We start from the raw sequence: 12,124 nt of genomic DNA, 5'->3' as shown, positions 1-12,124 counted from the left end.
CTCCGTTGTTCCTCTTCGCTCTTAACAGCAACCCCTCAAGGGTTGCTTTTTACTAAGGTTTAGCGAGCCTTCAGGGCTCGCTGTTTAGTATCGCGAGCCTTACTGGCTCGCTCTTATCGCAACCGCCGTAGCGGTTGCTCTATATAGGGGTAATCAAACGCTTTTTGGTTACTCCGCCGGAGAGGAGTAACCGTGGGTTGGTTTTCGAGCAACCGCCGGGAACGGTTGCCGGGTGATTGGAGTAGCCGTAGGAGAGCCGTCCTTTCGAGGGACGGCTAGCTTTAATCCGATGCCCCTCGGGGAATGGTAACTCAAGTGTCGCGTTGGATCGTTGGCTGTGCTCGAGCCAACGGTTGAACGGGATTCTTGAGCAATCCCTTTGTTTGATGGATCCCGAGACGGGGGTTGGGTCATTCTTCACCGGCTAGGCTTGCGCTGGCCGGTTGTTTCTCCTGGGTTTGCCTGGGTCTCTTTCGCGGAGACCCAGGTTTTTTAATGCTCTATTTCGCTAACGTTATCGAAAGGGTTTGGGGATGACCGATGCAACTCCCCGCTACAAGTGCGGGAAAATCAAGCAGACACAAGACAGGGCAAACCGCCGGTACAGAGACCGGCAACAGAGAATGCGGGGATGGGTAGACCAGGTAGCCCAAGAATTGCAGTTGGACAGAGACCAGCTATTAACCCGCAAAAACGCTGAACTGGTTGTCCAGCTATTGAGAAACCATAACCCCGGCAGTTGATTGTCCGGGGTTTCTTCGTGCGCGCAATGCAGCGCACTAACCCGAGAGAGGAAATGGAATGACCACACTAACCCCTGCCGAGCTCGGCGGGATGACACGCAAAGCCAGAAAGGCTCTGCGGTGCGGGAAGTACAAGCGAATCCCGAACTGGTTAAGGGAAGAGTTCGCGGACAGGAAAGCGCAAATGTGTAACCAGTGCGAAAAAGTGCTGCCTTTCGAGAAGCTGGTTATCGACAGTGATAGCAGTACGGGTTTTCGATCCCTGTGCAAGAAGTGCCACACGGCCTACTACCGAGCCAACCGGGAGCGGGAAGTAACCCGGATGAGGAAGTACCGCGCCACTAACAGCGTGTGGTGCAGACTCATGGCCGGTTACGGCAGAGCTAAAAAGGCAGGCTTACCGGCTGAAACCGTAACAGTCGAAGCCCTGTACGAATCGTGGGCGAACCGGGGGATAGACCCCCGCGTAAGCGTCTACTCCGGAGTACCGCTAACAGCGGAAACGTTCTCGCTGGATCACCTGGTTCCCCTGTGCAATCCGGATAGCCCGGGGCACGTAGCCACGAACATTGTGCCCTGCACCCGGAGCGAAAACTACACGAAGCAAGGGAAACATTTCATCGACTTGCTAGGAAGCATCCACGCTGAACCGAAGGAGGAAAAGTGAACACCCCATACAACCAACCAGCCTTGCCAGGGCTGAAAAACTCTCCCTTCCCTGAACCGGAACCACCGCGGGATAGCCTCCGAGCATTCCGCGAAGGAGAGAGCAGAACCCTGTCGTTCGAGGACTACCAAACAATGTTCTGCACGTAGCGAGGAAAGGAAACAATGCAACACATTCCCCTTAACGGGCAAAAGGTTCTGGCCACAGTGGAAGCCAACCTTCGCCCGCGACAATCTGCAAGGGAAGTGCTGAGTCGAGCGTTGAGCATCGAGGAAGATGCTCCGGACGGTACGAACGGGGCGACGAAGCATGAACCAGCAGTAGATCCTTCTCAAGGGATGGGAGCACCCGTAGCGGGAGCAAAGCCAGACCCCTTGTTGGAGGCTCTCTTAAGAACCATTAACCGATAATCAAAGGCCTTGAATCGAAGGCCGGAAAGTGAGAATCAATGATTGATCCAACCTTCGCAGTGAGCGAAGTAAACTCTTGGGGTGTTAAGCACCCGAAGCAGGTGCAGCGCGCGCTTGATTGCTGTGGCGCGCTCGAGAATGCCATGCCAGAACCTCCGGGCTGGGAAGGCCTCTACGACCCGAGCACCGTAGCCGAGGCAGTGGAAGCTAACGCCCGCTACAACGCTGCTTCCGGAGAAGCTGCCCGGACGGCGTACAACTCCGCCCGGTTCAACCTTGGAAAGCATCTACTCGCCACGGTCGCAGACAACCTCGACCATTACGCGAAGCAGTGGGAACCACGGTTCGCTAAGGCTGCTGAAGCTTACGAAGCGTCCGCGAAACAACTCCCCGCAGAGTTCACCGCGAACCAGGTTGTGACGTTCAGCCCCGAGAAATTCGAGGCATACACGCGCGCGTGCGAAGCGGTAACCGAGCTACACACTGTGATGCGCTGGCTTCAAACGATTAGCAAACACATCCCGGGGCAATGGTTCCACCATGAACAGTGGGCGAAGGAGTTCCTCATTCTTGAGCCGGACTCTGTTTCCAGCTTCGCAACAATCCAGCTCGCAAACACCCGAAGCGCTGACGAAGCGCTTAGAAAGGTAGATCCGGTGCTTCTGAAAGCCGTGCACGCGGGAGCCAGCCTAGAGTTCCGACTCCCCGCACAAGCCCTAAGCAGTGTCCGGGCATGGGAAGAGTGCAGGCAGTCGCTGAGCGACGAACAGTGGGCACGGGCTAGGACAGAGGTACTGGCCTAGCAGGTGCAGCCCCTCCGGTTAGAGGGGCACTCTCCCGGGCAACCCCGCTGAGGGCAGGGAGGCTGTCGGGGAAGGGGGATGGGGGAGCCCTGCCCGGCTCCCCGGCTACCCCGGGGCTAGGGAGTGGGAGGGAGACCCCGCACCCCGCGCGGGAGTACAGGCGGGTTAGGCGCACTGCTGGTCTAGCACCGCAACCGGAAAACACTCCCGCAACAAAACAACAGGTGCTTTCGCACAAAAACAGCTATGACGTTTAGTTCAGAATAAGGCGCTAATCACACTAGTTCTTGCGAGCGGAAGTGCTGGGAAAAGCCACCGGAGGGGCAGGGGGAATATCCCCGCCCCGGGGCGCTCCATCGGGGGTGATTGCGGGGAAAAGCGTCTATGCGAATTGTTTTATTCATTTTTTGAAAAGGAGTTTTTGAATTGGGTGTTTCGCACAATCCTCCGGAGGGTTTGGGGGATGCTGGTTTGGGTTTGTGGAATTCGATTACTGCGACTTTCAATTTCACTGATGAGCCGGGGAAGTTGGCTTTGCTTGAGCGTGCTGCAAGGGTTGCCGATCAGATCGACAAGCTAGAGCGGGAGGTTGCGGTGGTTCCGATGACTGCGAAGGGCAGTATGGGGCAGCTTGTTATTCATCCGTTCATCGCGGAGGTTCGTGCGCAGACCACGGTGTTGAATTCGTTGCTGAAGTCGTTGGGGTTGCCGGAGACGGACGAGGAGAAGGTGGCTCGTTCGGAGCGTCGTTCTCGCGCTGGCCGGGCTGGTGCTAACGCGCGGTGGGGTGTGAAGTGACTACTCGTTGGACTAAGAGGAAGCCGGTTGAGCCTCGGGAGGTTGCTGCTGCTGTTCCGGAGTCTGTGGTGGCTGAGGTGGATGTTCTGGATTACCGTGTGTTCTTCGAGAACTTGTGCTGGGTTGTTGAGGATGTTTCGGGGAGTTCTGATACTGGTTTGGTGATGAGGGTTGCTGAGTTGCTGGGTGTGAGCCCGGCGCAGCGTTTGGAATCGGCTTTTCGCTGAGTCGTGTTCCGTGTTCCGGTTAGTGGTGGTGTGTTTGCGCGGGTTAGCCCGGTGGGCTAGTCCGCGCGGTTGGATGGTGCGGAAGCTCAGGGAGACCTTGCGCTCTACGGTTGTGCTGTGGGCTACCGGGTTAGATGTGGCAGCAGGTAGGCAGCGATACCACCGAACACGGCTAGGACGGATGCTGTGATGATTGCGATAGACCAGCGCGGAAGTGGGGCTCCGGAACCGCGTGGCCTGTCAGGGTTATCCAAGCCGGGGAACGAATCTGATTGCCCTTCTCCTGCGTACAACCTCAGCGTTGCTGGTTCGCTACTGCCGTCTGGATAATTGACGTTAATAAGGATCTGCCCTTTTCCTTCGGTTTCGGGTTTGACGGTCAGAGTGTGGCCTTCTAGCGAGGCGTTCCACTCGGAAGGAGCCTCTAGTAGCGTTACACGTGCATCTTTGGGAAGGCCTTGTACCGGGAGCTTTTCCTGCTTTCCTGGGGTCAGTACTTTCCGGGGGGTATACACTGAGTGAGTGTACTTCTGGTACGGCTTCACTGTGAAGGTGTGCCGAACGATCTCCGTTGAACCGTCTGGGTATGTGATAAGAAGTTTCGGCGTGACTTCTACCCCTTCCACCGGGTAAGAATTGTGGCTCATGATTAGGAATTTGAGAGAATGTGGCGATCCAACCGACACGTCAACGTGGTGAATATGGTTGGGATTAAGAACGGGAGATTCCTCCACTGATGGAAGCAGAACTATTCTGGCATCTTCCGGTATTTCGGAGATGGAAATTTCTTCGCTGCTGTCAGACCTGCTATCGGATCCGAACGGCTGGGAAAGCTCCTCAAAACTCGGATCGTAGAGTTCTGCCATCGTTTTGGTTGCGGCTTCCTGTGCAACGGCCTGCGGGGCAGCAACAGCTCCCGTAGCAGCGAGGCTTAGGGCGAGGAGAGAGGCTTTGATCTTCACTTAGTATCCGTTCTTGTGTCGAGCGCTTAAGTTCAAACTAAGAATAAACTAGATTGCTCTAATTCTATACTTGGGTTGAGTTTTAGTGAGTCGAACGAGGGGGAGTTTCGTCCAATCCAACCGTGGTTTGAGAGGGCGGGGTGTTTACCTGCGTAGCCGGTTTGTTGAACTCCGGCGTTTCCGGGGTTCCACATTTTTGTAAAGGAGATTGAAGAATGACCAGGTTTAACATGCGCACTGCTGAGTTCCGTTCGGAACGGCAATCGCTCTTCCGGGAGGGCAAGCGCCGGTGCAACAGGTGCCACAGGGTAAAGAACCTAGCAACGAGCTTTACCAGCGCTCGTTTAGGCGCTAACGGGTTCAACGGAGAGTGCAACCTGTGCAAGCGACGCTCGCACAACCGGCGGTACTCCGGCCTGTACGAAGCGCTGAAGGACGGCGAGAAACGGGCCCGGGAAGCCGGTGCTCCGGTAGAAAGTTTCACCCCGGATGAGTTGCTTGCGTTCTGGGAGGGTGCAGGTATCGACCCGTGGGTTTGTACTGCTACGGGTGTGGCACTGGATCAGGAAACCCGCAACATCGACCATGTTCAACCGTTGTGCCTCCCGGGCAACGCTGGGCACACTCTCAGGAACGTTGTTCCGGTGTTAGCGGAGTACAACCGCTGGAAAGGGGCTAAGCCAACCGTGGAAGCTGTAGCTGGATGGTGGGCTAAGCCGGGTAACGAGCCTAAGCCCAGCGAGGGGGTAGCTGGGTCTTTTATTATTGAGGGATGGTCTGAAGGGTCTGCCGGAGCTTTGAACGTGAACCGGGAGTCCGCTGCTGAGGTTGAGGGAGCGTGGTTGTAGTGGTGGATTACCTAGATGAGAATGGGGAGTTGACCGCGGAAGGCGAGAAGGCGTTTGCGCTTCACTTGATGCAAGAGTTCCGGCTGGACAAGTTGAACACTGTGCCGGTTACTGAAGAGGATCACTGGATTATTCCGGGGCTTGTGTCTACGTCCAACACCTACGTCTACGGCCAGGCGAAGGTTGGAAAGTCTTTCCTTGTTTCATCCATCGTCGACAGCGTTGTTAGCGGTAATGAACTTTTGGGTAAAACACCGTTGCAAAGCGGGCTGAACTGTCTTGTGCTTACGTCAGACTCCGGCAGCGATAAAGAGTACCGGGAACGGATCTCACGTCACGGTATAGACGAGGATAGGGTCTATATCAGGCACGTGGGAACCACTCTCTCGGATGAGGATTGGGTAGACCTGTATGCAGGGGCTGAAGCTGCCGAGGTGGGGCTAGTGGTGCTTGATCACGCATCGGGTGTGTTGGAGGGGGATATTAATACCCGCGAGCCGTGGAGGGATCTGTGGAACAGGATGGAAAAATTCCAGTGCGCTCGGGTTTTGGTGGGGCACTCTACCGACTCTAGGTTCGAAGGAAGGGAGATTAAGCGCCCCTCCGGTAACTCTGCGGCTTCCCAGTTCCCGCGAGCCAAGGTGTATCTCAGCGCCCCGGGAGGGGCTCAGAGCACGAAGCGGGTGCTTTCCCTGACTTCCAACAACGCTCCGGCTGAGACGCTGGAATGTGACTTAAACAGTGACGGGCTATTCAGGCTACGGGGTGAGCCGGGTGGACAGAGCCAGAACCGTTCTGACCGGAAGAAGGAGCTCGGCAGCCTTCTGGTCAAAGTTGCCTTAGAACACCCACCCGCGAAGCAGGAAGAGGTTCACAAGAACGTAGCCAACGATCCTCGGATTATCGAGTGCAACGGTGGCGAAGCGCCTGCACCGGGCACGGTTCGTAACAAGCTAACTAAAAATCCCAAGGTGGAATGGGATAAGCAGGCGAAGCAGTACACCCCAACGAAAGGGCAATAAACTGCACAAGCTGTGCAGTTGGCGTGCAGTTGCTGTGTAAAGTAGCAGGTCAGAAGGTGTGAACAACTGCACTGCATCCCCCTATATAAGACTTACGTCTTATTACCCCCTGTCTACTAACCCTAGTCAGCAGCCCTTGAAGGGGCTGCTTCTTTCATCGGCGGGGTAAGGATTAGAGGTCATGGGGAATGGCCGATAAGCCTTAGCACGGCAACAGCGGGGAGCAGAAAACCCCGGAGTTTTCTGCGGACTAGTAAGAAACACCGGCGGTTCCTCGGGACAACCGCCGGGGAGAGTGATTAACCCCGGCCACTGTAGGGTGGCCGGTTGTAAGAGAGCCCGGCTTAGACCGGGCGATCTTTACGGGTTTAACAATCCGAGCAGACCGAAAGAAGGGTCTGCGAGTGTTCTGCTAACCGGCCTGTGTTAAGGCCGGTGGGGTTGAACCGGAGGTGGTTGTGCAGACCGCCGTAGGTTCAGGGTTGTGCTTAGCCGGAGTTTGCCACTCCGGCGGTAGTATCCCCCGGGTTAGCCTGCGAGGTTAACCCGGGACATGAGTTCAGCTGGCCGGTGCTCCCGCACCCGCATGTAAACATCGAGGATGGTTGAAACATCCTCTTGCCCAAGGATTCTTCCGATCTCCTTCGGAGTAGCTCCGGCTTCTGCAAGCCGGGTGATTAGCCAGTTCCTGCCGTAGTGCGGGGTGATCTCCGCCGGTGCTCCGGCTCGCTTTTTAGCGTTGTTGAACACAGACCGGAAGGAGGTATCCATCACTGGTTTTCCCGTGGCCGTTGTGGTGAGGAATTCTTCTCCGGTGCCGGGGAACTGGTTCAGGTGGTTTTCGATGACGCTGTTGAACTCTGCGAGCACCGGAACCTGCCGGAAGCCTGCGTCTGTTTTGGGTTTCGGTTGCCAGCGCGTGCAGGTGCGTTGCTGGTCGTTGACGAGGCGTTGCAGTGTCCCTTCGATCCGCAGTGCGTAGCCCGCCGGTGTGGTTTCCACGTGCCGGTGCTGGAGTCCGAGGGTTTCTCCGATGCGTAGCCCGTGGAACAGGCACAGTGCTGTGGCTAGTTTGTAGCGCTCCGGCATGTGTTCAAGGATTTCTTTTAGATCCTCTGTTTCCGGGAGGGTTTTGCGCTTGCGCACGGGGCGCTTGCGGGCAGCGCGGATCTCTACAGGGTTGTAGGGGATGATGCCGTACTCTACCGCGAGGCCGATTGCTGCCCGTAGTTTTGAATACGCTCGCTTGTTCCGGTCTACCGTTGCCGGGTTTTCGTCGTTGATCTTCTTCCACCAGCGCGCAACCGTTAGCGGAGTGAGCTTATCTACCGGTACGGAGGTGAGTTCGGGGTGGTTGAAGATCCTGTGGTTGAGAATGTTTGTGTACGTGGCTACAGACGAATCTCTTAAGTCAACCTTGGTTTGTGCGAACCAGTGTTCCACCATTCCGCCCACGGAAGGTACTTCAGATTCCCTGGCTTGCGCCGGGGGTTCCCAGGTGCCAAGGTCGATCTGTTTTCTTACGCTGGCAAGCCATGCGTAAGCGGCTAACTGGTCTGGGAAGGTGGAGTTTGCTTTGTACCTGTTTCCGTCCGGTGCGGTGTAGTGGGCTTGGACTCTACCGCTCTTCAATGTTCGTACTGAGCCCCAAGAATTTCGTGCCATAAACGTGCAACTTCTCCCTCTTGAAAGCCGATTCAGGCACAAAATCGGCTTCGCGTGCAACAACTGCTAAAAACATGCCCTGACTAGGGGAGATACACGAAAAAACAGGCCAAAAGCTAAACCAAAAATAGCCTCTGACCTGCGCTTGGTCGGACTGACAGGATTTGAACCTGCGACCCCTACACCCCCAGTGTAGTGCGCTACCAAGCTGCGCCACAGTCCGCCGTCGCCCTCAAAAAAGGGCAACGGCGATAGGTTACCCCACTCCCATCGCCGTTATGAAATCCCCTGCTTATACCGGCTGCACGGCCTTGTCGCTCACAATAATGCCGTCCGAATCGCAGTAAATGTACTCGCCGGGGACAAAGTCCACGCCGCCGAAGCTCACCGTCACGTCGCGCTCACCCTCACCGGTCTTGGTGGACTTACGCGGGTTGGTGCCCAGCGCCTTGCAGCCGAACTCCATCTGGCCGATCACCTTGGAATCGCGGATCGGCCCATTAACCACCACTCCGGCCCAGCCGTGATCCTTGCCCAGACCAGCAATAATGTCGCCCACCAGCGCAGTGTGCATCGACGCATCACCGTCGATCACTAGCACGCCACCCGGGTTCTCTTCCTGCAGCACCTTCTTCAGCAGCGCGTTGTCCTGGAAGCACTTCACCGTGGTGATCTTTCCGCAGAACTCCACCACACCGCCCAGGTCGCGGAACTGCGTATCGCAGCTGCGCACGTCGCTACCAATGATGTCCACCAGGTCGGCGGTCGGAATAAAAGTCAGTTTTTCTTCAGCCATGCCCCTACTGTAGGCGCAAGCTCTCCCATGCTGCGATGAATTCGCCTACACGCTGCCCGGATCCTCTTTGCAAAAGCAGGTGATCCATGCCCTCCAACGCCACCCAATCCGGTTTCGGCAAAGCCTCCCGCATCGCATGCGCCTCTGCCACTGGAACTACCAGATCATCGGGGGAGTGCAGCACCAGAGACGTGGCGTCACTAGAAGAAACAGCGGCAACGGTATCGGCAGAATCGGCCGTGGCGAGCTCATCCAGCAGCGCCTGCCCCAGGGAAAGCTCCCGCTGGCGCTTAAACATGTGCATGATCTCCGGCGCCCGCTTCGCGGTATCCCGCAGCTCAAATGGGGTGCCTACGGTCACAATGCTTTCCACCGAGGCAACGTCTGCCGCAGCACGCTGCACCGCCGTGCCACCCAGCGAATGCCCCACTAGAAGCTCCGGTCCGCCAAACCACGCTGCCGCAGCCTGTACATCGGACACGTTCGTCGCCAGCGTCGTCTCCTCGAACCGCCCCTCCGAATCACCCAACCCCGCAAAGTCGAATCGCAGGCTCGCATACCCCGCCCGCGCCAGTGCCTTGGATATGCGCGTCACCCCAATTGCCCCGCGCGTACACGTAAAGCAGTGCGCGACGACCGCCCGGCGCGGCGCTTCTTCCATCGCCACATCCCGTGGCATATCCACCGTTCCCGCCAACTGCCAGCCATTTTCAGTGGGAATTGTCACGTGAACGGAGCGAATCGTGCGGGTCATGGATCGCCTCTTGCCATTAGTCGGTTAACGTGGTCAGTACATTTTTACATCTCACACTCGAAGGGCACACACATGGCATTTGACTGGTTCTGGAAGGCAATGGGATCTTCCCCGAAGAAGAATCAGAAGAAGAGCCGGGCCGTGGTCGCTCAGGCCCACTCGTCGCGCTATTCGGGGCTTAGCGATGCTGAGCTTCGTGACGCCGCCTCGGACGTGGTCACCAAACAATCCACTAGCGAGGATGGCCACCACTTCGGTGGGCAGGTAGAAGACGCTTCCGCGCTGCTCGGAATCCTGCGTGAAGTGGCTACGCGCACGTTGGACATGGAGCCTTTCGACGTGCAGATGCAGGGCACCTACCGCCTGCTGCACGGCGATGTGGTGGAGATGGCCACCGGTGAGGGTAAGACCCTTGCCGGCGCGATGGCCGCCGTAGGCTTTGCGCTGCAGGGCAAGCGCGTGCACGTCATCACGGTCAACAGCTACTTGGCTGGCCGCGATAACGACTGGATGGGGCCGATGTTCGAATTCTTCGGACTCACCCATGGTGCGATTAACGAGGAGCTCTCTGCGGATCAGCGCCGCGAGATCTACTCGCGTGACGTTATTTTCGGTGCCATCAACGAGCTGGGCTTCGACGTGCTGCGTGATCAGCTCATTACCCGCCGTACCGACCAGGTGCGTAGCCCTGCGGACGTGGCCGTCATCGATGAGGCCGATTCGGTAATGGTGGACGAAGCTCTTGTACCGCTGGTTCTCGCCGGTTCCGAGCCCGGGCCCGCCCCCGCTGGCCGCATTACTGATCTGGTCAAGCGGATGGAGGAAGACAAGCACTTCCATGTCTCCGAGGATCACCGCAATGTCTTCCTCACCGATGAGGGTGCGGAGTTCGTGGAGAAGGAGCTTGACGTAGATTCCCTCTATGAGGATGAGGGCGAGCTGTTGGTGCAGGTGAACGTTGCCCTGCACGCCGAACACCTCTTGATCCGCGACGTGCACTACATTGTGCGCGACGGCAAGGTAGCTCTTATTGACGGCTCCCGCGGCCGCGTGGCCGAGCTGCAGCGTTGGCCCGATGGCCTGCAGGCAGCAGTGGAGGCCAAGGAAGGCCTGGATGTTACCGATGGTGGTCGCATCCTCGACCAGGTAACCATCCAGGCTTTGGTCGGCATGTACCCCGAAGTATGTGGCATGACCGGCACCGCACTGGCCGCTGGCGACCAGCTGCGCCAGTTCTATAACCTGCAGGTCTCCGTCATCGAGCCGAATGTGCCGAACATTCGCTTCGACGAGGCTGACCGGGTGTATGTCTCCGCAGCCGAGCGCGACGATGCCGTGGTCAAGCACATCATCGAGGTGCAAAAGACTGGTCAGCCGCAGCTGGTGGGCACCCAGGACGTTGCGGAGTCCGAGCAGCTGGCTGAGGCACTCCTCTCCGCGGGCGTGGAGTGCTCGGTGCTGAACGCGAAGAACCACGAGGCGGAAGCGGCTGTCGTCGCTGAAGCCGGCCGCCCGGGTCGCGTGACCGTCTCTACCCAGATGGCTGGCCGCGGTACGGATATCAAGCTGGGCGGTACAGACGAAGCTGAGCGCGAAGAGGTCGTAGAAACCGGTGGCCTGCATGTCGTAGGCGTGGGGCGTTTCCGCTCCCAGCGCCTGGATAACCAGCTGCGAGGCCGCGCGGGACGCCAGGGTGACCCGGGTAGTTCGGTTTTCTTCGTCTCCCTTGAAGACGACGTGGTGGCTATCGGTGGCGCAGGGGAGGAGCTGCAGGCGCAGCCCGAGGATGACGGCCTGTTGCCACAGAAGAAGGTTCAGCAGTTCGTGGATCACTGTCAGCGCGTTACTGAAGGACAGATGCTCGACATCCACGCAACTACGTGGAAGTACAACAAGCTCATTAAGGACCAGCGCGACATCGTGAATGATCGCCGCGACACTTTGCTGGACACAGGCGCTGCCTGGGATGATCTCAGCTACCACAACGTTGAGCGTGCTGCGGAGCTGAAGAAGCAAGGACTCTCCGAGGAAACTCTGGAGCAGGCCGCCCGCGAAATTATGCTCTTCCACTTGGATAACGAATGGTCGGAGCACCTGGCTTACCTGGATGATGTACGCGAGTCGATTCACCTGCGCGCCATTGCCCGCGAATCGCCGATCGACGAGTTCCACCGTATGTCCATCGCCGCATTCGGTGAGTTGGCTGAACGTGCCGTCAACAAGGCTCGGGAGACGTTTGACGAGGTAGAGATCACCTCTGAAGGCGCCCAGCTAGGCGAAATGGGGCTGCATAAGCCCAGCGCAACATGGACATACATGGTGAACGATAACCCGCTGTCCTCCTCCGGGGGGTCTGTAATGGGGTCTATCGTTCAGATGTTCCGCTAACTGCTTTAGGGTATTGTTAGACGTATTGTTAGAGCCGAACC

Annotated in this window: 12 protein-coding genes, 1 tRNA gene and 1 pseudogene; 8 read left to right on the top strand and 6 right to left on the bottom strand. The window is 57.6% G+C overall.

Annotated elements, in window-relative coordinates:
- Nucleotides 1-927: 927 nt before the first annotated feature.
- From ACWXWJ_RS01675 to ACWXWJ_RS01655, 5 genes are all read left to right on the top strand, one after another.
- Nucleotides 928-1,410: a hypothetical protein gene (locus ACWXWJ_RS01675; protein ID WP_473963346.1), complete on the top strand. Its 483-nt coding sequence runs from the start codon at nucleotides 928-930 to the stop codon at nucleotides 1,408-1,410.
- Between the two features lie 164 nt (nucleotides 1,411-1,574).
- Nucleotides 1,575-1,820, top strand: coding sequence for a hypothetical protein (locus tag ACWXWJ_RS01670; RefSeq protein ID WP_473963345.1), 246 nt, complete (start codon nucleotides 1,575-1,577; stop codon nucleotides 1,818-1,820).
- Nucleotides 1,821-1,858: 38 nt separating this feature from the next.
- Complete coding sequence (locus ACWXWJ_RS01665; RefSeq protein WP_473963344.1) at nucleotides 1,859-2,623, top strand: hypothetical protein; 765 nt, start codon at nucleotides 1,859-1,861, stop codon at nucleotides 2,621-2,623.
- A gap of 426 nt (nucleotides 2,624-3,049) precedes the next feature.
- Complete coding sequence (locus ACWXWJ_RS01660) at nucleotides 3,050-3,421, top strand: hypothetical protein (RefSeq protein WP_295646107.1); 372 nt, start codon at nucleotides 3,050-3,052, stop codon at nucleotides 3,419-3,421.
- Complete coding sequence (locus ACWXWJ_RS01655) at nucleotides 3,418-3,648, top strand: hypothetical protein (RefSeq protein ID WP_473963343.1); 231 nt, start codon at nucleotides 3,418-3,420, stop codon at nucleotides 3,646-3,648. Before ACWXWJ_RS01660 ends, ACWXWJ_RS01655 begins: the two co-directional genes overlap by 4 nt.
- Before the next feature lie 122 nt (nucleotides 3,649-3,770).
- On the opposite strand, the gene ACWXWJ_RS01650 is transcribed toward ACWXWJ_RS01655, so the two are convergent.
- Entirely contained in the window at nucleotides 3,771-4,610 is an 840-nt protein-coding gene (locus tag ACWXWJ_RS01650; RefSeq protein WP_473963342.1) for a hypothetical protein, read from the bottom strand.
- A 215-nt stretch (nucleotides 4,611-4,825) separates the two neighbouring features.
- On the opposite strand from ACWXWJ_RS01650, the gene ACWXWJ_RS01645 reads away from it, so the two are divergent.
- Both ACWXWJ_RS01645 and ACWXWJ_RS01640 read left to right on the top strand, forming a co-directional pair.
- The gene (locus tag ACWXWJ_RS01645; protein WP_473963341.1) at nucleotides 4,826-5,458 is read left to right on the top strand and encodes a hypothetical protein; all 633 of its coding nucleotides are present in this window, start codon (nucleotides 4,826-4,828) and stop codon (nucleotides 5,456-5,458) included.
- The gene (locus ACWXWJ_RS01640) at nucleotides 5,458-6,480 is read left to right on the top strand and encodes an AAA family ATPase (RefSeq protein WP_473963340.1); all 1,023 of its coding nucleotides are present in this window, start codon (nucleotides 5,458-5,460) and stop codon (nucleotides 6,478-6,480) included. Before ACWXWJ_RS01645 ends, ACWXWJ_RS01640 begins: the two co-directional genes overlap by 1 nt.
- 528 nt (nucleotides 6,481-7,008) lie before the next feature.
- Here ACWXWJ_RS01640 and ACWXWJ_RS01635 read toward each other — a convergent pair.
- From ACWXWJ_RS01635 to ACWXWJ_RS01615, 5 genes and pseudogenes are all read right to left on the bottom strand, one after another.
- Nucleotides 7,009-7,926: a tyrosine-type recombinase/integrase gene (locus ACWXWJ_RS01635; protein WP_473963373.1), complete on the bottom strand. Its 918-nt coding sequence runs from the start codon at nucleotides 7,924-7,926 to the stop codon at nucleotides 7,009-7,011.
- 72 nt (nucleotides 7,927-7,998) lie between these two features.
- Nucleotides 7,999-8,145, bottom strand: a pseudogene (locus tag ACWXWJ_RS01630) (tyrosine-type recombinase/integrase); the annotation flags it as partial.
- Nucleotides 8,146-8,291: 146 nt separating this feature from the next.
- Nucleotides 8,292-8,368: transfer RNA gene (locus ACWXWJ_RS01625), tRNA-Pro, on the bottom strand.
- Nucleotides 8,369-8,437: 69 nt separating this feature from the next.
- Nucleotides 8,438-8,941 carry a ribonuclease E activity regulator RraA gene (rraA, locus tag ACWXWJ_RS01620; protein WP_408925760.1) on the bottom strand — a complete coding sequence of 168 codons (504 nt, stop codon included), beginning with the start codon at nucleotides 8,939-8,941 and terminating at the stop codon, nucleotides 8,438-8,440.
- Nucleotides 8,942-8,945: 4 nt separating this feature from the next.
- Nucleotides 8,946-9,695, bottom strand: a complete 750-nt coding sequence (locus ACWXWJ_RS01615) for an alpha/beta hydrolase family protein (RefSeq protein ID WP_473963339.1) — start codon at nucleotides 9,693-9,695, stop codon at nucleotides 8,946-8,948.
- Between the two features lie 72 nt (nucleotides 9,696-9,767).
- On the opposite strand from ACWXWJ_RS01615, the gene secA2 reads away from it, so the two are divergent.
- A complete protein-coding gene (gene secA2, locus ACWXWJ_RS01610) occupies nucleotides 9,768-12,083 on the top strand; it encodes an accessory Sec system translocase SecA2 (RefSeq protein ID WP_473963338.1) in 2,316 nt (771 codons plus the stop codon).
- Nucleotides 12,084-12,124: the final 41 nt, after the last annotated feature.

It is taken from the genome of Corynebacterium sp. p3-SID1761 (assembly GCF_055862885.1).
This window is presented reverse-complemented; position numbering and strand designations above follow the sequence as displayed.

Excerpts from the sequence above, each read along its gene's own strand:
- ACWXWJ_RS01635 (WP_473963373.1), bottom strand. The coding sequence starts at position 7,926 with ATGGTGGAACACTGGTTCGCACAAACCAAGGTTGACTTAAGAGATTCG.
- ACWXWJ_RS01645 (WP_473963341.1), top strand. The coding sequence starts at position 4,826 with ATGACCAGGTTTAACATGCGCACTGCTGAGTTCCGTTCGGAACGGCAA.
- ACWXWJ_RS01615 (WP_473963339.1), bottom strand. The coding sequence starts at position 9,695 with ATGACCCGCACGATTCGCTCCGTTCACGTGACAATTCCCACTGAAAAT.
- secA2 (WP_473963338.1), top strand. The coding sequence starts at position 9,768 with ATGGCATTTGACTGGTTCTGGAAGGCAATGGGATCTTCCCCGAAGAAG.
- ACWXWJ_RS01675 (WP_473963346.1), top strand. The coding sequence starts at position 928 with ATGTGTAACCAGTGCGAAAAAGTGCTGCCTTTCGAGAAGCTGGTTATC.
- ACWXWJ_RS01670 (WP_473963345.1), top strand. The coding sequence starts at position 1,575 with ATGCAACACATTCCCCTTAACGGGCAAAAGGTTCTGGCCACAGTGGAA.
- ACWXWJ_RS01665 (WP_473963344.1), top strand. The coding sequence starts at position 1,859 with ATGATTGATCCAACCTTCGCAGTGAGCGAAGTAAACTCTTGGGGTGTT.
- rraA (WP_408925760.1), bottom strand. The coding sequence starts at position 8,941 with ATGGCTGAAGAAAAACTGACTTTTATTCCGACCGCCGACCTGGTGGAC.